Origin of the sequence: Roseococcus sp. SDR (assembly GCF_019083995.1) — a bacterium.
GTDB lineage: Bacteria > Pseudomonadota > Alphaproteobacteria > Acetobacterales > Acetobacteraceae > Roseococcus.
This window is the reverse complement of sequence record NZ_JAHRCU010000009.1, coordinates 17,640-34,903: the sequence shown is the minus strand read 5'-3', so window position 1 is coordinate 34,903 and position 17,264 is coordinate 17,640. Positions and strand designations below refer to the sequence as shown.

The 17,264-nt window shown below is 68.4% G+C and carries 19 protein-coding genes; 6 read left to right on the top strand and 13 right to left on the bottom strand.

The annotated features are described in order from the left end of the window. Positions 1-24: 24 nt before the first annotated feature. Complete coding sequence (locus tag KTR66_RS11775; RefSeq protein WP_213612798.1) at positions 25-1,020, top strand: aspartate-semialdehyde dehydrogenase; 996 nt, start codon at positions 25-27, stop codon at positions 1,018-1,020. Positions 1,021-1,101: 81 nt separating this feature from the next. Here the strand turns inward: KTR66_RS11775 and KTR66_RS11770 are convergent, their stop codons facing one another. The 3 genes from KTR66_RS11770 to trxB form a co-directional block, all read right to left on the bottom strand. After that, a complete protein-coding gene (locus KTR66_RS11770) occupies positions 1,102-1,623 on the bottom strand; it encodes an MAPEG family protein (protein WP_213612797.1) in 522 nt (173 codons plus the stop codon). A 424-nt stretch (positions 1,624-2,047) separates the two neighbouring features. Further along, positions 2,048-2,941, bottom strand: a complete 894-nt coding sequence (locus KTR66_RS11765) for a LysR family transcriptional regulator (protein ID WP_213612937.1) — start codon at positions 2,939-2,941, stop codon at positions 2,048-2,050. After that, complete coding sequence (gene trxB, locus KTR66_RS11760) at positions 2,941-3,912, bottom strand: thioredoxin-disulfide reductase (protein WP_371819106.1); 972 nt, start codon at positions 3,910-3,912, stop codon at positions 2,941-2,943. Before trxB ends, KTR66_RS11765 begins: the two co-directional genes overlap by 1 nt. A gap of 107 nt (positions 3,913-4,019) precedes the next feature. Between trxB and KTR66_RS11755 the strand changes: the two genes are divergently transcribed. The 4 genes from KTR66_RS11755 to KTR66_RS11740 all read left to right on the top strand — a co-directional run bounded on the left by KTR66_RS11755 (position 4,020) and on the right by KTR66_RS11740 (position 7,444). Continuing rightward, on the top strand, positions 4,020-4,514 hold the full coding sequence (locus KTR66_RS11755; RefSeq protein WP_213612795.1) for an Lrp/AsnC family transcriptional regulator: 495 nt from the start codon (positions 4,020-4,022) through the stop codon (positions 4,512-4,514). A 110-nt stretch (positions 4,515-4,624) separates the two neighbouring features. After that, positions 4,625-5,617, top strand: coding sequence for a TRAP transporter substrate-binding protein (locus KTR66_RS11750; RefSeq protein WP_213612794.1), 993 nt, complete (start codon positions 4,625-4,627; stop codon positions 5,615-5,617). 4 nt (positions 5,618-5,621) lie between these two features. Beyond that, on the top strand, positions 5,622-6,125 hold the full coding sequence (locus tag KTR66_RS11745) for a TRAP transporter small permease (RefSeq protein WP_213612793.1): 504 nt from the start codon (positions 5,622-5,624) through the stop codon (positions 6,123-6,125). Continuing rightward, entirely contained in the window at positions 6,125-7,444 is a 1,320-nt protein-coding gene (locus KTR66_RS11740; RefSeq protein ID WP_213612792.1) for a TRAP transporter large permease, read from the top strand. The genes KTR66_RS11745 and KTR66_RS11740 overlap by 1 nt, the downstream gene beginning before the upstream one ends. Positions 7,445-7,600: 156 nt before the next feature. On the opposite strand, the gene KTR66_RS11735 is transcribed toward KTR66_RS11740, so the two are convergent. The 10 genes from KTR66_RS11735 to carA all read right to left on the bottom strand — a co-directional run bounded on the left by KTR66_RS11735 (position 7,601) and on the right by carA (position 16,655). Continuing rightward, entirely contained in the window at positions 7,601-8,803 is a 1,203-nt protein-coding gene (locus KTR66_RS11735; protein ID WP_213612791.1) for a threonine ammonia-lyase, read from the bottom strand. A gap of 4 nt (positions 8,804-8,807) precedes the next feature. Continuing rightward, entirely contained in the window at positions 8,808-9,281 is a 474-nt protein-coding gene (gene greA, locus KTR66_RS11730) for a transcription elongation factor GreA (RefSeq protein WP_213612936.1), read from the bottom strand. A gap of 117 nt (positions 9,282-9,398) precedes the next feature. Beyond that, a complete protein-coding gene (gene carB / locus KTR66_RS11725; RefSeq protein WP_213612790.1) occupies positions 9,399-12,644 on the bottom strand; it encodes a carbamoyl-phosphate synthase large subunit in 3,246 nt (1,081 codons plus the stop codon). Positions 12,645-12,689: 45 nt separating this feature from the next. Continuing rightward, on the bottom strand, positions 12,690-12,947 hold the full coding sequence (locus KTR66_RS11720; protein WP_213612789.1) for a hypothetical protein: 258 nt from the start codon (positions 12,945-12,947) through the stop codon (positions 12,690-12,692). Continuing rightward, the gene (locus KTR66_RS11715; protein WP_213612788.1) at positions 12,947-13,216 is read right to left on the bottom strand and encodes a hypothetical protein; all 270 of its coding nucleotides are present in this window, start codon (positions 13,214-13,216) and stop codon (positions 12,947-12,949) included. The genes KTR66_RS11720 and KTR66_RS11715 overlap by 1 nt, the downstream gene beginning before the upstream one ends. Continuing rightward, positions 13,213-13,476 carry a hypothetical protein gene (locus tag KTR66_RS11710; RefSeq protein ID WP_213612787.1) on the bottom strand — a complete coding sequence of 88 codons (264 nt, stop codon included), beginning with the start codon at positions 13,474-13,476 and terminating at the stop codon, positions 13,213-13,215. The genes KTR66_RS11715 and KTR66_RS11710 overlap by 4 nt, the downstream gene beginning before the upstream one ends. After that, on the bottom strand, positions 13,469-14,122 hold the full coding sequence (locus KTR66_RS11705) for a LysE family translocator (RefSeq protein ID WP_213612786.1): 654 nt from the start codon (positions 14,120-14,122) through the stop codon (positions 13,469-13,471). The genes KTR66_RS11710 and KTR66_RS11705 overlap by 8 nt, the downstream gene beginning before the upstream one ends. Continuing rightward, complete coding sequence (locus tag KTR66_RS11700) at positions 14,123-14,497, bottom strand: hypothetical protein (protein ID WP_213612785.1); 375 nt, start codon at positions 14,495-14,497, stop codon at positions 14,123-14,125. A 4-nt stretch (positions 14,498-14,501) separates the two neighbouring features. Continuing rightward, positions 14,502-15,260 (bottom strand): SDR family NAD(P)-dependent oxidoreductase, encoded by a 759-nt coding sequence (locus tag KTR66_RS11695; RefSeq protein WP_213612784.1) that lies wholly within the window; start codon positions 15,258-15,260, stop codon positions 14,502-14,504. Positions 15,261-15,281: 21 nt separating this feature from the next. Further along, positions 15,282-16,655 carry a glutamine-hydrolyzing carbamoyl-phosphate synthase small subunit gene (gene carA / locus KTR66_RS11690; RefSeq protein WP_213612783.1) on the bottom strand — a complete coding sequence of 458 codons (1,374 nt, stop codon included), beginning with the start codon at positions 16,653-16,655 and terminating at the stop codon, positions 15,282-15,284. Between the two features lie 94 nt (positions 16,656-16,749). Between carA and KTR66_RS11685 the strand changes: the two genes are divergently transcribed. Continuing rightward, complete coding sequence (locus tag KTR66_RS11685) at positions 16,750-17,202, top strand: GatB/YqeY domain-containing protein (protein ID WP_213612782.1); 453 nt, start codon at positions 16,750-16,752, stop codon at positions 17,200-17,202. The last annotated feature ends 62 nt before the right edge of the window (positions 17,203-17,264 follow it).

Below are 17,264 nucleotides of genomic sequence, written 5' to 3'. Positions count from 1 at the left end.
GTTTTCAACCTGGAGAAGTGTGTGATGCGTGTGGGCGTGATCGGTGCCACGGGCGCGGTCGGCAAGGAACTGGTGGCGGTGCTCGCCCGCCGGAAATTCCCCGTGAGCGAGCTGCGCCTCTTCGCCTCCACGCGCAGCGCCGGCACCAAACAGACCACGCCCTGGGGCGACGTCGCGATCGAGGCCTATAGCCCGGACGGCGCCCGCAACCTCGATCTCGCGCTGCTCGCCGTCTCGGGCGATTTCGCCAAGGCGCATGCGCGCGCGCTGGCCGCCGATGGCGTGGCCGTAGTGGACAATTCCTCCGCGCTGCGCCTCGAGGCCGATGTGCCGCTGGTGGTGCCCGAGGTGAACGAAGGTGCCATCGGCGCGCATCGCCTCATCGCCAACCCGAACTGCACGACGGCCATCCTCGTCGTGGCGCTCGAGCCGCTGCGCCAGGCCTTCGGGCTGAAGCGCGTCATCGTCTCGACCTACCAGGCGGCCTCGGGCGCTGGCGCCGAGGGCATGGCCGAGCTGGAGCGCGAGACGCGGCGCGTGCTGGTGGAAGGCCAGCCCGCGCAGCATGACGTGTTTGCCCATCCGCTGGCGTTCAACGTCATCCCGCAGATCGATACCTTCCAGCCGAACGGCTACACGCGCGAGGAGATGAAGGTGGCCTGGGAGAGCCGGAAGATCATGGGCATGCCCGATCTTCTGATCTCCTGCACCGCCGTTCGCATCCCGACCTATCGCGTGCATGCGGAAGCCGTGACCATCGAGACGGAACGCCCCATCACACCGGAAGCGGCGCGCGAGGTGCTCTCCCGCGCGCCGGGCGTGCGGGTGGTGGATGAGCCCGCGGCCCAGCGCTACCCCATGCCGATCACGGCCACGGGGCAGGATGACGTGGAAGCGGGGCGCATCCGCGCGAACCCGGTGTTCGGCGATCGCGGGCTGGACTTCTTCCTCTGCGGCGACCAGCTGCTGAAGGGGGCGGCGCTGAACGCGGTGCAGATCGCGGAGAAACTGCGGAAGTAAGGGGGAGTTCCATGGCGCTGCCCTGGACCCGCCGGGGCCGAGAGGCCCCGGACCCCGGGTGTTGGGGGCATCGCCTTTCCGTCAGGCGATGAGGTGGATGATCGCGATCCCGATCGGGATCGCGGCCAGCAGGACCGTCGGGTAGAAGGTGAGGGCGAAGCCGAAGGCCCGCGCATGCGCCCCGCCGGCATAGCCCGCGAAAAACAGCACGCGGCCGATCAGGAACATCGCAGCGGCGGCCGGGACCAGGGCGAGAAGCGCGCCCGGCAGCAGCACGGCGCCGGCGAGATAGACCGGCCAGGCCAGCGCGGATTGCTCCAGCGTGTTCTGCAGCAGCCTGGCGCGCGCGGAGCCCTCGGTCAGGCCGCTGCCCTGGATATCCTCCGGTGTGATGAAGCGGTGCCGCGCCAGCCGGGCAATGCAGAAGATCAAGGCGGCGGCGGGCGCCAGGGCGGAGGACGCCAGCACGGCCAGCCGCAGCTCGACGGACGGGGCCGATCCCAGCGAGCTGCCTCCGAGCAGGGCGGCCAGGCTGAGGCCGGCCACCGCGACGAGCATGGCCGTGGCCATGCCGAGGGCCACGCCGCGTTGCTCAGCCGTCATGATGTGGGCGCGGGCGTTGCGCGGCGTCTGTCATCACGTGCTCCCCGGACGGGCGAGTGGCCTTCCCGTCGCCTCCCAGGGTGATGGAATCGGGTTCCGAGGGGCAAGCCCCTCGGCCGCCGGAGGCCTTTTTTCCTGGCGCTTATCTGGTATATTTTCCTATAGTGACGGCATGCGCTCTCGTTTCCCCTCTGCCGGCCCCACCCAGACGTCCGGAAAGGGCCTCTATGGGGCGGTTTTGGCATCGCGGCAGGGCATGTTCAGCCGGTGCCGAAGCCGGGTGCCGGGCGTCACGACCCACCCGGCCAACGAGCTGGGCTTGCCCGCGGCCAAGCCCTCGCGCCCCCGGCTTTCGCCGGGCGCGGGATTTGTCCGAAACCGTGCATGGCGTGATGTGGCGCGCGGCGCGGTCCGCGCGCCCGGCTCAGCTGTTGGCGCCGGCCAGTTCCGCCACGAGGAAGTCGCGGAAGACCGAGACGCGCTTGGAGGCGCGCATTTCCTCCGGATAGACGAAATAGGCGTTGATCTTGGGCGCCTTCAGCTCGGGCAGCACCGTCAGCAGGCCTTCCAGTTCCGGGCCCACATAGTCGGGCATGGCGGCCAGGCCCATGCCCGATTGCACGGCGCGCAGCATGCCGGTCAGGCTGTTCACCTCCAGCGTCCCGCGCCGGCCCTGGCCCGGCTTGCGCCCGACTTCGGCCAGCCAGTTGATCTCCTCCACGGGCGGCCGGTAGTCGCCCCAGACGATGAGCCTGTGGGCGTCCAGGTCCTCCGGCCGCTGCGGGATGCCGTGGCGTTTCAGGTAGTCCGGGCTGCCCACGATGCGCCAGCCGAAGCTCGCCACATGGCGCTGGATCAGGTCCGGCTGGCGGGGCGGGTGCATGCGGATGGCGACGTCGGCCTCGCGCATGGCGAGGTCGAGGTCCGCATCGTCCAGGATCACGGAGACGTTGATCTCCGGATACATCTCCAGGAAGCGGTGCAGGCGGGGGGCGAGCCAGGAGCCGCCGAAGCCGGTGGTGGTGGTGATCTTCAGCCGCCCGGCCGGGCGTTCGCGGCCTTCCGTCAGCAGCGCCTCGGTCATGGCGAGCTTGGCGAAGACCTCGCGCACGGTGCGGTTCAGCGTCTCGCCCGATTCGGTGAGGATCAGCCCGCGCGCGTGGCGGTGGAAGAGCGGCACGGAGAGCGCATCCTCCAGCGCCTGGATCTGGCGCGAGACGGCGGATTGGCTCAGCGCCAGGGTTTCACCCGCATGGGTGAAGGAGCCGGCTTCGGCGACGGCGTGGAAGACGCGCAGCTTGTCCCAGTCGAGCGGCATCACGCGGCGGCCTTGTCATGAGCCGCTTCCTGGGCGGCGAGGAATTTCTCGGCGTCCAGCGCCGCCATGCAGCCGGTGCCGGCGGCCGTCACCGCCTGGCGATAGACCTTGTCCGCCACGTCGCCCGCCGCGAAGACGCCCTCCACGCTGGTGCGGGTGCCGCCTGGTGTCACCATCAGATAGCCTCCTTCATCCATGGCGAGCTGGCCGCGGAAGAGGCTCGTCGCCGGGTCATGGCCGATCGCCACGAAAATGCCGTCCACCGGGAGTTCGCGCCGCTCGCCGGTGCGGGCGTGGCGGAGCGCCAGGCCGCGGGCCACGGGGCGGGGGCCGTCGGTCCCCAGCATCTCCTCGGTCACCATGTCCCAGAGGATGGTGACATTCTCCTTGGCGAAGAGGCGCTGCTGCAGGATGCGCTCGGCGCGCAGGCTGTCGCGGCGGTGGATGAGGGTGACGTGGCGCGCGAGGTTGGCGAGGTAGAGGGCTTCCTCGACGGCCGAATTGCCGCCGCCGATGACCGCCACATCCTTGCCGCGGAAGAAGAAGCCGTCGCAGGTCGCGCAGGCGGAGACGCCGAAGCCGGACAGCGCCTGCTCGCCAGGGATGCCGAGCCAGCGGGCCTGGGCGCCGGTGGCGATGATGATGGAATCCGCCATGTAGACCTCGCCGCTGTCGCATTCCGCGCGGAAGGGGCGGCGGGAGAGGTCCACCTTGGTGACGAGGTCGTATTTCAGCTCGGTGCCGACATGTTCGGCCTGGGCGCGCATCTGCTCCATCAGCCAGGGGCCTTGGACGGCCTCGGCGAAGCCCGGATAGTTCTCCACCTCCGTGGTGATGGTCAGCTGGCCGCCCGGCTGCATGCCGGCGACGAGGATGGGCTTGAGGCCGGCGCGGGCCGCATAGATCGCGGCGGTGTAGCCGGCCGGGCCGGCGCCGATGATCAGGAGGCGGGTGGGGGTGGTGGCGGTCACGGGCGATTCCGGAGACGGGCGTGTGTGGGACGCATATCTGCCCATCTTGGCATGCGGAACAAGGGAGTGGGTTGCACTTCGCAGCATCCGCAAGGATATTGCGCCGCATGGCACCCCGTAGCAACGAAACAACGCCCGTCGGCACGGCTGACCTGGACGCGATCGACCTCCGGATCCTGGCCGAGCTGCAATCGGACGGGCGGATCACGAATGTGGAGCTGGCGAGCCGGGTGGGCCTCTCCGCGCCGCCCTGCCTGCGCCGGGTGCGCCGGCTGGAGGAGGCGGGGGTGCTGCGCGGCTACCACGCCGATGTGGAGCCCGCGGCGCTCGGATTCGAGGTCACCTTCTTCGCCATCGTGGGGCTGGAGAGCCAGAAGCAGGTGGTGCTGGACGCCTTCGAGGCCGAGGTCATCGCCTGGCCGGAGGTGCGCGAATGCCACATGATCCGCGGCGGGGGCGATTTCCTGCTGCGCCTCGTGGCGCGGGACACGGCGCACGAGAACGCGCTGACGGCACGGCTGACGAGCGCGCAGAACGTGCTGCGGGTGCAGACGCTGCAGACGATCCGCACGGCGAAGAACGCCGTCGGGGTTCCGTTCTAGGCCCGGGCGGCCGGAAATCGGACCCTTCCCAATGGACCTTCCCAAGGCATAGGCTTCCCCTCGCGAGCGGGAAACCCGCCGTGAGACGGAACCACAGGGAGGATCCGCATATGCATCGCAGAACGCTTCTGGGCGGCGCTGCCGCTGGCCTGCTCGCCGCCCCCACTGTCGTGCGGGCGCAAGCGCCCATCACGCTGAACGGCGCCGTGCAGTTCAATGATGACCACGTCTTCAACCGCACGCTGCTGCGCTTCGAGGAGCTGGTGAAGCAATACGCCAACCGGCCGATCAACTTCGTCCTGCACCGCAACAGCAGCCTCGGCCTCGAGAAGCAGTATTTCGAATACATGTCGGCCGGGCGCGCGGTGGATTACGGCATCGTCTCGCCCGCGCACATGTCCACCTTCAGCCGGGCCGCACCCTTCATCGACGCGCCCTTCCTGTTCCGCGACCTGGCGCATTGGAACCAGGTGATGGACCAGGACCTGCTCTCGCCCGTGGCGCAGGAGGTGGAGCGGCGCGCGCGCGTCATGCTCATCGGCTATGCGGGCGGGGGCGTGCGCAACATCTTCGCGAACAAGCCGGTCTCGAACATGGCGGAGATGCGCGGGCTTCGCGTGCGCGTGCAGGGCGCGCCGATCTGGAACCGCACCTTCCAGGCGGCCGGCATGGCGCCGCAGGTGATCGCCTATAACGAGGTCTACAACGCCATCCAGAACAATGTGCTCGAGGCGGGGGAGAATGAGGCGGCGGGCGTGCTGGCCATGCGCTTCTTCGAGGTGGCGCCCAACCTCGCCATGACGCAGCACGCGATCACGGTGCGCCCCATCTGCTTCTCGGGCCAGACCTTCGCGCGCCTGCCGCGCGAGGTGCAGGAGGCGGTGCGCCGCGCGGGGCGCGAGGCCGGCGTCTTCGGCCGGCAGACCGAAAGCACCGAGGACGGGCAGACGCTGGCGCGCCTGGAAGGGGAAGGCCGCCTGCGCCGCATCCCCTTCGCCGACCGCGCGGCGATGCTCGCCGCCGTGGCGCCGGTGATGGCGGCCTATGCGCGGGAGATCGAGGCGGAGAACATCTTTGCCCGCATCAACGCGCTGAACAGCTGAGCCGATGGCGCACCACCAGCCGCGCGGCGCCTTCCGCCGCGCCACCTTCCTCTACAGTCGCTTCCTCGATGTGCTGGTGGTGCTCACCGTCGTCATCCTCATCGTGCCGGTGACGCTGCAGATCTTCGCGCGCTTCACCGAATTCATCCCGCGCTACATCTGGACGGAGGAGGCGGCGCGCTTCCTCCTCGTCTGGATGATCATGCTGGGGGCCATGATCGGCGTGCGGGAAGGGAGCCACTTCATCGTGGATTTCTTCCCATCGGCGACGGGCAAGTTCAAGGCGGTGCTCGATATCATCGCCAATCTCTTCATGCTCGTCTTCGGCTTCGTCTTTCTCTGGTGGGGGATCGAGTTCACCGATTTCGCCTGGTTCCGCATCAGCGAGCTGGCGGAACTGCCGCTCTGGACCATCCATGTCGCCTGGCCCATCGCGGGTTTCTCCTGGCTGCTCTTCACCGGTGAGCACATGTACGACAGCATCCAGGTGCTGCGGGGGCGCGGCTGATGGGGGCGAGCACGCTGTCTTCCGCGCAGGCGGCCTGGATCCTCTTCGGCGGCTTCTTCGGCATGCTGGCGCTGCGCGTTCCCGTCGCGGTGGCCATCGGCCTCGCCTGCCTGCCCATCCTGCTGATCGAGGAGCGGCTCTGGCCCATGCTGCTGCTGCAGGAGACCTTCAACGCCTATAACAGCTTCATCCTGCTCGCCGTGCCCTTCTTCCTGCTCACGGCGAACCTGATGAACATCGGCGGCATCACCGATCGCCTGGTGCGCTTCTCCCGCGCCCTGGTGGGGCATTTCCCGGGCGGCCTCGCGCAGGTGAATGTGGTGCTCTCCATCTTCTTCGCCGGCATCTCGGGCAGCTCCACCGCGGATGCGGCGAGCCAGGCCAAGCTCTTCATCGAGGCGCAGCGCAAGGAGGGGTATGACGACAGCTTCTCCGTCGCGATCACCGCCGTCTCGGCCGTGCTGGCGGTGATCATCCCGCCCTCGATCCTGATGATCGTCTGGGGCGGGGTGCTGACCGTCTCGATCGGCGCGCTGTTCCTGGCGGGCGTGCTGCCCGGGCTGCTCATCGGCCTCGCGCAGATGGGGACGGTGCATGCCTATGCGAAGATGCGCGGCTACCCGACCTATCCGCGCTCGACGATCAACGAGATCTTCGCCTCCTTCCTCGTCTCGATCCCGGCGCTGCTGACGCCCTTCATCATCATCGGCGGCAAGATCTTCGGCTGGTTCACCGCGACGGAGAGCGCCTGCATCGCGGTCCTCTATGCGGGGTTCCTCTCCATCATCGTCTATCGCGAGATGGATATGCGCGGCTTGTGGAATGCGCTGAGCGAGACGGGCAAGCTCTCGGCCGTGGCACTCTTCTGCGTGGGCACGGCGAGTGCCTTCGGCTGGCTGCTCGCCTTCTACAAGATCCCCGAGGCGCTGATGGCCGGCGTCGGCGCCTGGCAGATGGGACCGGCGATGACCGGCTTCTTCATCGCGGGCGTCTTCCTGGTGGTGGGCTGCTTCCTGGATGCGATCCCGGCCATCATCATCGTGGGCGCCATCCTGCAGCCCATCGCCGAGGCCGCGGGGCTGCATCCGGTGCATTTCGCGATGATCGGCATCGTCTCGCTCGCTTTCGGGCTGGTGACGCCGCCTTACGGGCTGTGTCTCCTCATCACCTGCGCGGTGGCGGAGATGCGCGTCATCGATGCGCTGAAGGATGTGATGATCATGCTGCTGCCCATGCTGGGCGTGCTGGCGCTGCTGATCCTGTGGCCGGATATGGCGCTGCTGCTGCCGCGGCTGATCGAGCCGGATTTCTTGAAGTGAAGACAAGGGGCTTTGCCCCTTGGACCCCACCAAAGGCCGTGGCCTTTGGAAACCGCTGGAGCATGATGCGTTGAGGCGGACTCGCCGAAACGCTGAATCATCCTCTCAGAAAAATCCTAGGCCGCGCGAAGTGAACGCATGTGAACGCAGCGCGGTCTAGGTGCGGCGGACGCCGAAGTCGCCGGCTTCGAGGGCGGCGATCATGGCTTCGCCCTGGGCGCGGTCACGCACTTCGATCATCAGATGCAGCTCGGTGCTCTGCACCGTGGGGGCGCCGAACAATTGCTGGTGCTGCACCTCGATCACATTGCCGCCGATCTCGGAAATCCGCGCGGCGATCTGCGCCAGCATGCCGGGACGGTCAGGGATGTCGAAGGTGAGACGCAGGATGCGCCCATCGCGCAGCAACTGCCGCAGCAGCACGTTGGACAGCGCGCGCGAGTCGATGTTGCCGCCACAGACGACGGTGCCGACATGCAGCCCCGCGAAGCGATCAGGGTGGGTCAGCAGCGCAGCAACACCCGCCGCACCGGCGCCCTCGGCCACCACCTTGGCGCCCTCGGCCAGCAGCGCGATCGCCTGCTCCACCGCGTGCTCGGGGACGACGAGGATCTCCACGCCGAGGCGCTTCAGCATCTCCAGCGGCAGGCTGCCGACATCGCGCACGGCGATGCCCTCGGCGACCGTGGGGCCGCCCACCTGCACCGGCTGGCCAGCCAGGCGCTGGCGCATGGCCTGATAACCCTCGACCTCCACGCCGAAGACCGGCATGCCCGGCCGCAGCGCGCGCGCCGCGACGGCACAGCCCGTCACCATGCCGCCGCCGCCGGTGGGAAAGATCAGCGCATCGATGTCGGGCACGTCTTCCAGCATCTCCAGCGCCAGGGTGCCCTGGCCGGCGATGACGGCCGGATCATCATAGGGATGGATGAAGGTGAGACCCTCCGTCCGCGCGAGGTGATGCGCATGGGCCGCGGCCTCGGCCAGGGTGTCGCCGTGCAGCACCACGCGCGCGCCGAAGCCCTCGGTGCGCGCCACCTTCGTGGAGGGCGTGAAGCGCGGCATGACGATGGTGGACGCGATGCCCAGCAGCGTCGCGTGGCGGGCCACGGCCTGCGCATGGTTGCCGGCCGACATGGCGATGACGCCGGCCTCGCGCTCGCGCGCGGTCAGCAGGGAGAGGCGATTGGCCGCCCCGCGTTCCTTGAAGGCGCCCGTGGCCTGGAGGTTGTCGAGCTTCAGGGAGACCCGGGTGCCGCAGGCCTGCGTGACGGCCGGGCTCTCGATGCTCGGCGTGCGGACGATGCGCCCGCGCACCCGCTCGGCCGCGGCGCGGATATCGGCGATGGAAAGGGTCACGGGATCAGTTGAACGCGACGGCGGTGATCTCGACGGCACGCGCGCCGCCTGGCGCGGGCACCTCCACGCTGTCGCCCACCTTCTTGCCCATCAGCGCCTTGGCGAGCGGCGAGGAAAGCGAGATCGAACCGGTCTTCATGTCGGCCTCATACTGGCCGACGATGCGATAGGTCGTCTCCTTCTCGGTCTCCTCGTCGATGATGGTGACGCGCGCGCCGAAGCGCACCTGCGTGCCCGTCATCTTGCTGACGTCGATCACCTCGACCGAGGGGATGATCGCCTCGAGCTCCGCGAGGCGGCCCTCGATGAAGGATTGCCGCTCGCGCGCCGCGTGATACTCGGCGTTCTCCGAAAGGTCGCCATGCGCGCGCGCTTCCGCGATCGCCACGATGATCGCGGGGCGTTCGACGGACTTCAACTGCTTCAGTTCCTCTTCCAGCTTGGCCAGCCCCTCGGCGGTCATCGGGAACTTCTGCACGGCGGTATCTTCCTTCACGGCGATACCCCTCTCCCCGGCAGGCTCGTTGGATGGCAGGCCGGTGGGACAGGGGGAGGGAGGAGGCGGAAAATCGCCTCTCCCTCAGGGAGTCGGACTTCAGAACGACGTGATAGAGTAGGATTGCAGGGGCGCTACATCAAGGGTTCCCGCGCGAAGCGCCGCGATGGCCCCCGCCGCCGCCCGGGCGCCGGCGATGGTGGTGTAGTGCGGAACGCCTTGCGTCAGCGCCGAGCGACGGATGTCGAAGCTGTCCGACACGCTGCGCCCGCCGCCCGAGGTGTTGATCACCAGCTGGATCTCGCCGGACTTGATCGCGTCCACGCAATGCGGGCGGCCTTCCAGCACCTTGTTCACCACCGTGACCTCGATCCCGGCCTCGCGCAGCCGCGCCGCCGTGCCGCGCGTCGCCATCACGCGGAAGCCCATTTCCGAGAGGCGCCGCGCGATGCCGACGGAGGCCGCCTTGTCGCCCTCGCGCACCGAGATGAAGGCGGTGCCGCCCTCGGGCAGCTTCACGCCGGCGCCCATCTGCGACTTGAGGAAGGCGCGCTCGAAGCTGGTGTCGAGGCCCATCACCTCGCCGGTGGACTTCATCTCGGGGCCGAGCAGCACATCCACGCCGGGGAAGCGGTTGAAGGGGAAGACCGCCTCCTTCACCGCCACATGCTTGGCCACCGCGTCGTCATCCAGGCTGAACTCGGCGAGCTTCGCACCGGCCATCACGCGCGCGCCGATCTTGGCGACGGCGACACCCGTGGCCTTGGCCACGAAGGGCACGGTGCGGCTGGCGCGCGGGTTCACCTCCAGCACGTAGATCTCGCCATCCTTCACCGCATATTGCACGTTCATCAGCCCGCGCACCTTGAGCGCGCGCGCCATGGCCTGGGTCTGCGCCTTGAGCTCCGTGATGATGGCCGGCGGCAACGAATAGGGCGGCAGCGAGCAGGCGCTGTCCCCCGAATGGATGCCCGCCTCCTCGATGTGTTCCATCACGCCGGCGACATAGACTTCGCCGTCGCTGTCCGCGATGCAGTCCACATCCACCTCGATGGCGTCCGCCAGGTACTGGTCAATGAGGATGGGATTTTCGCCCGAGACGCGCACCGCCTCGGCGCCGAAGCGCTGCAGCTGCTCCGCGTTGTAGGCGATCTCCATGGCGCGGCCGCCCAGCACATAGGAGGGGCGGACGACGACGGGATAGCCGATGCGCTGGGCCTCGGCCGCCGCTTCCTCCAGGTTGCGGGCGATGCCGTTCTGCGGCTGCTGCAGGCCCAGGCCCTTCAGCATCTGCTGGAAGCGCTCGCGATCCTCCGCGATGTCGATGGCCTCCGCGCTGGTGCCGAGGATGGGGATGCCGGCCTTGTCCAGCGCCTGGCTGAGCTTCAGCGGCGTCTGCCCGCCATATTGCACGATACAGCCGAGCAGGCGGCCGCCCTCCTGCTCGCGCCGGATCAGGGCGATCACATCCTCAGGCGTCAGCGGCTCGAAATAGAGGCGGTCGGCCGTCTCGGGGTCGGTCGAGACGGTCTCGGGGTTGCAGTTGACCATGATGGTCTCGATGCCCGCTTCCTTCAGCGCGTAGCAGGCATGGACGCAGCAATAGTCGAACTCGATGCCCTGGCCGATGCGGTTCGGCCCGCCGCCCAGGATCACCACCTTGTCGCGCGCCGTGGGGCGGGATTCGCAGACCGGCGTGCCGAAGCCGCCCTCATAGGTGGAGTACATGTAGGGCGTGTCGGCCGCGAATTCGGCGGCGCAGGTGTCGATGCGCTTGTAGACCGGCGTGACGCCCAGCGCCTCGCGCGCCGCCGTCACCGCGCTCTCCGCCTGGCCGGTCAGCTTGGCGAGCTGCTTGTCGGAAAAGCCGAGCGCCTTGAGGTTGCGCATGGCCTGCGCGCTCTTCGGCAGGCCCTCGGCCTTCACGCGCTGCTCGGCCAGCACGATGCGCTCGATCTCGCGGATGAACCAGGGGTCGAACTGGCAGGCGGCGTGGATCTCCTCCACCGGCACGCCGGCGCGCAGCGCCTGGGCCACGGTCAACACGCGGTCCGGCCGCGGGGTCGCGAGCGAGGCGTGGAACGCCTCGCGCGAGCCATCGCCCGGCGGCGCCTGTTCATCCAGGCCGGAGAGGCCGGTCTCCAGGCTGCGCAGGCCCTTCTGCAGGGCTTCGGCGAAGCTGCGGCCGATGGCCATTGCCTCGCCCACCGACTTCATGCTGGTGGTGAGCGTGGCGGGCGTGCCGGGGAATTTCTCGAAGGTGAAGCGGGGAATCTTCACCACCACATAGTCGATGGTCGGCTCGAAGCTGGCCGGCGTCACCATGGTGATGTCGTTCTTCAGCTCATCCAGCGTGTAGCCGACGGCGAGCTTGGCGGCGATCTTCGCGATCGGGAAACCCGTCGCCTTGGAGGCGAGCGCGGAGGAGCGGCTGACGCGCGGGTTCATCTCGATGACCACCATGCGGCCATCCTTCGGGTTGATGCCGAACTGCACGTTGGAGCCGCCGGTATCCACGCCGATCTCGCGCAGGCAGGCGATGCTCGCATCGCGCATGCGCTGGTATTCCTTGTCGGTCAGCGTCAGCGCGGGGGCGATGGTCACGCTGTCGCCCGTGTGCACGCCCATCGCGTCCAGGTTCTCGATGGAGCAGACGATGATGCAGTTGTCCGCGCGGTCGCGAACGACTTCCATCTCGTATTCCTTCCAGCCCAGCACGCTCTCCTCGACCAGCACCTCGCTCGTCATCGAGGCGGCGAGGCCGGCGGAGACGATCTGCTCGAACTCCTCGCGGTTATAGGCAATCCCGCCGCCCGTGCCGCCCAGCGTGAAGCTCGGCCGGATGACGCAGGGCAGGCCCACTTCCGCGAGGCCGGCCCAGGCCTCGTCCATCGTGTGCGCGATGGCGCTGCGCGGGCTTTCGATGCCGATCTTGCTCATCGCATCGCGGAACTTCTGGCGGTCCTCCGCCTTGTCGATGACCTCGGCCTTCGCGCCGATCAGCTCGCAGCCGTATTTGGTCAGCACGCCGGCGGCGTCGAGCTTCAGCGCCGTGTTCAGCGCGGTCTGCCCGCCCATGGTGGGCAGCAGCGCATCCGGGCGCTCCTTCGCGATGATCTTCTCGACGATCTCGGGCGTGATGGGCTCGATATAGGTGGCATCCGCCAGGCCCGGATCGGTCATGATCGTGGCCGGGTTGGAATTCACCAGGATGACGCGATAGCCCTCGGCGCGGAGCGCCTTGCAGGCCTGCGCCCCGGAATAGTCGAACTCACAGGCCTGGCCGATGACGATGGGGCCGGCGCCGATGATGAGGATCGAGGAGATGTCTGTGCGCTTGGGCATGGGGGACCTCAGAGGGAAGGAAAGGCCGGTGGCGACCGGTGAAGCTCAGTCTTTGGCGGCGCGACGGCGCCAGATCAGGATGATCGGCGTGATGATGTGGCCCGGCACCCAGAAGACGAACCAGGTGGTGCGCCAGGCATCGGGCACCAGGAAGGTCAGCAGCCCGTGCAGCAGGATGAGGGAGCCGGCGGCGGCCAGGATCGGGATCACGCCCGGCTTGCCCTGCGAGAGGCGATTGGCGAGCAGCGTGACGACGAGGCCCGAATAGACCAGCCCCTGCACGATGATGAGGATCTGTTCCATCAGCTTCGCACCCCCTTGGATTCACGCCACGCGGAATAAAGCAGCGCCGGCAGCAGGATCAGATGCGGCACGCCCCAGAAGCCGAGTGCGGCCAACACATGCTGCGGTTCCAGGAAGAACATCGTCACGCCATGCACCGTGACGGAGATGGCGAAGGCGGTGAGTGCCGCGCGCATCGGCGGGAACATCTTCTTCAGCGCATGCGCCAGCCAGAAGAGCACGCCGCCGGAATAGCCCAGCGCGAAGAGGGCGAAGACGAAGCCGTTCATCGCCCGAACACCTTCTTGCGATACCAGATCAAGCCCCCCGCGATGGCATGCGAGAGTGCGACGAGGCCGACGACGTAGAGCGCCCCGGTGCCGGGAAACACCAGGTAGAGCAGCACGCCCATCAGCAGCATGGAGAGGCCGAGCGCCTGCTCCAGCCGCGGCAGCATCCGGCCGAAGGCGGTGGTGGCGATGATGGCGACGAGCGTGCAGCCGGCCAGCAGCATCAGCACGACGAGCAGGGTGACGAGCATCTCAGCCACGCGCCGCACTCCCCGAGAATCCCTCGCCGAAGGCGAGCTTCGCCGCGATCAGCGCCAGCGCCGCCCCCAGCACATAGCGCTGCACGGCGAGCCAGGCGGGCCGCGTGCCGAGGAAGCGTGCCGTGCCCGCCGCACCCCAGACGAGGATGCCGTCGAAGACGATGGCGATGACGATCTGCACCGCGCCCAGGATGATGCCCTGGAGAAAGAGGTTGCCCAGCGCGGGGTCGAGAAAGGGCGGCAGCACGGCCACATAGAACAGCGCCACCTTGGGGTTCAGCGCGGCGGTGGCGAAGCCGACCGCGAAGAGGCGTGCATCGGGCTCGGGCGGCATGGCGCGCGGCGCAAACAGCGGCGTGGCGCCGGGCCGCACGCATTGCCAGGCGAGCCATGCCAGGTAGATCGCGCCGCCGATGCGCAGCGCATCCCAGGCATAGGGAATGGCAAACAGCGCCGCCGTGATGCCCGCCGCGGCACACAGCATGATGAGCAGCGAGCCCGCCTGGCAGCCGGCCAGCGAAACCATGCCCGCGCGCGTCCCCTGCGCCAGGGAGCGGCTGACGAGGTAGAGCATGTTCGGCCCGGGCGTGAGCACCAGGCCGAAGGAGAGCGCGGCGAAGACCAGGAGCGTTTCGAGGGAGGGCATCTAGTCCTCCAGGATCTTGCGCAGCATGTCTTCGGCGCTCTTCCTCGTCTCGGCGATGGCGCGCTCCAGCTCCTCGATCGCGCGCGTCGTGGGCACGATGCCGCGCTTGCGGATCTCGATCAGGCCACCCGTGCTCATCCGCTCCAGCGCCATCTCCAGCACGTTCATGCCGAACTGCTTGTTCTGGTCGCGCACGGGGTGCGGCGAGAAGGCGCCGCGCAGCTTGTCCAGCGCCTCGCCATCAATCGGCCAGACATCGTCGCGCCAGAGGTGATAGGTGGCGAGCAGCAGGAATTGCTCCGTCTCCAGCAGGGAGAGGGTGCGACGCGGCGCGAAGGGAGGCGCCTCGATCTGCATGAATTCCGGCAGCGCCACGTCCTCATCCCTGAATGGAGTAGCCGCCATCCACGGCGATGGAGGTGCCGGTGATGTAGGCCGCTGCGTCACTCGCATAGAAGGCCGCGATGCCCTCGAAATCCTCGGGCGTGCCCCAGCGGCCGGCCGGCGCGCGGGTGCGGACATTCTCATCCAGCGTCGGCATGTCCCGCCGCGCGCCGCGCGTCAGCGCGGTGTCGATCCAGCCCGGCAGCACGCAATTCACCGTGATGCCATCCTTCGCCCAGGCCGTCGCCAGCGTCTTGGTCAGCTGCACCACCGCGCCCTTGGACGAGGAATAGGCCGCGTGCAGCGGCATCCCGAAGATGGAGAGCATGGAGCCGTTGTTGATGATGCGTCCCACGCCGCCCGCCTTGAGATGCGGATAGGCCGCCTGCGCCGCGAACATCGTGCTGGTGAGATTCGTGTTCAGCACCGTGTGCCAATCGGCCAGCGAGGTCTCCTCGGGGCGCGAGCGGATATTGGTGCCGGCATTGTTCACCAGGATGTCGAGCCGCCCGAAGAACCCGGCCGCCGCCGCCACCATCGCCTTGATGGAGTCAGGGTCGGTCACGTCCACGCTCACCGCCTCGGCCTTCGCACCCAGCGCGCGCAGCTCTTCCAGCGCGGCGGCGCTCTTGGCCGCGTCGCGCCCCGCCAGCACCACGCTCGCGCCCGCCTTGGCCAGGCCGCGGGCAAAGCCGAGCCCGATGCCGCCATTGCCGCCGGTGACGAGCGCCACGCGCCCCGTGAGATCGAACATGCCGCGTTTCCCTTTCCCTGTTCAGGCTTTCGCCGTGTCCATCATCTCCACAAAGCGATGGAACAGGTAGTGGCTGTCCGACGGGCCCGGCGAGGCCTCGGGGTGATACTGCACCGAGAAGGCGCGCTTCGCGGGTGCCGCGATGCCCTCATTCGTGCCGTCGAAGAGGCTGATATGCGTGACCACCACGCCCTCGGGCAGGGTCTTCGGGTCCACCGCGAAGCCGTGATTCTGGCTGGTGATCTCGACCTTGCCGGTCGAGAGGTCCTGCACCGGCTGGTTCGCCCCGCGATGCCCGCGATCGAGCTTGTAGGTCTTGGCGCCCAAGGCCAGCGCCAGCAGCTGATGCCCCAGGCAGATGCCGAACACCGGGACCTCAGCCGCCAGCACGCCCTGGATGGCGGGCACGGCATAGGCGCCCGTCGCCGCCGGGTCGCCCGGGCCGTTGGAGAGAAACACGCCATCCGGCTTCTCGCGCAGGATGTCCTCGGCCGTGGCCGTCGCCGGCAGCACCGTCACGTCGCAGCCGGCATCGGCCAGGCAGCGCAGGATGTTGCGCTTGGCGCCGAAATCCAGCGCCACCACGCGATGCTTGGGCGCCGCCTGCTTGCCGAAGCCCTTGCCCCAGGACCAGCGCGTCTCGTCCCAGTGATAGGCTTGGCGGGCCGTCACTTCCTTCGCCAGGTCCATCCCCTCCAGCCCTGGCCAGGCCTTGGCCTGGGCCAGCAGGGCCGGGATGTCGAAGCGGCCATCGGCCGGGAAGCTGATCACGCCATTGGGCGCGCCGCCATCGCGGATGCGCGCCGTCAGCGCCCGCGTATCCAGCCCGCTGATGCCCGGCACGCCATGTCGCTTCAGCCAGTCCCGCAGATGCAGCGTGGCGCGGTAATTCGCGGGCTCCGTCACGTCCTGCTTGACGATCAGGCCGCGGGCGACGGGGGTCGCCGCCTCCATATCCTCGGCATTGGTGCCGACGATGCCGATATGCGGGAAGGTGAAGTTGATGATCTGCCCGGCATAGGAGGGGTCGGTCAGCGTCTCCTGATAGCCCGTCAGGCCGGTGTTGAAGCAGATCTCGGCCACCTGGGTGCCATGCGCGCCGAAGCCGCGGCCCCAATGCACGCTACCATCATCCAGCACGAGGACGGCGGTGGCACCTTCGGGAGCTTGGTCGGGCATGGTCGTTTCCTGGGCGTTGGGGGCCGCGCCATTGGGGGCTGTGCTGGTCAGGTCGGAGAGGGTGAGGCCGGTGGCGGCCAGCACCGCCGGCCAGTGCTTGGCCGGGATGGATTTGGCCTGCCGCCATTTGCGAATGGCCTCGGTGCCCACCTGGCATTGGGCGGCGGCGGCCTCGGCGCCCCCCATCAGGGCAAGGATGTCTTCCACGGAGCGCATGGGCTATCATATGTGGGAAATGACTTCCCAAGGCAAGGCGTGAGCCCCGCGCCTGGGAAAAACACTCCCGACTGCCCCTGTAAGGAATGACGCCATGGACCTTCGTAGCCGTTTCACCGCCGAATTGAAAACCGCCATGCTCGCCAAGGATGCCGCCACCACCGGCACGCTGCGCATGATCACGGCCAAGCTGAAGGACATGGACATCGCCGCCCGCCCCGGCCCGCCCCTGGAGGAGCCCGCCATCATCAACATGCTCCGCGGCATGGCCAAATCCCGCCGCGAAGCCGTGGAACTCTACCGCCAGGGCAACCGTGAGGAGCTCGCCGCCAAGGAAGAGGCCGAGATCAAGGTGATCGAAAGCTTCCTGCCGCAGCAGATGGATGACGCCGCACTCGCCGCCGCCGTCGCCGCCGCCGTGGCCGAGACGGGGGCCACCAGCATCAAGGAGATGGGCAAGGTCATGGCCGCGCTGAAGGCGAAGCACGCGGCGAGCCTGGACATGGCCAAGGCCGGGCCGGCCGTGAAGGCGGCTTTGGGGGGCTGAGGGACGCGCGGCTCCGCGCCGCGCTACCCAGGGCCGCAAGGCCCTAGGCCCGAGTTTTGGGA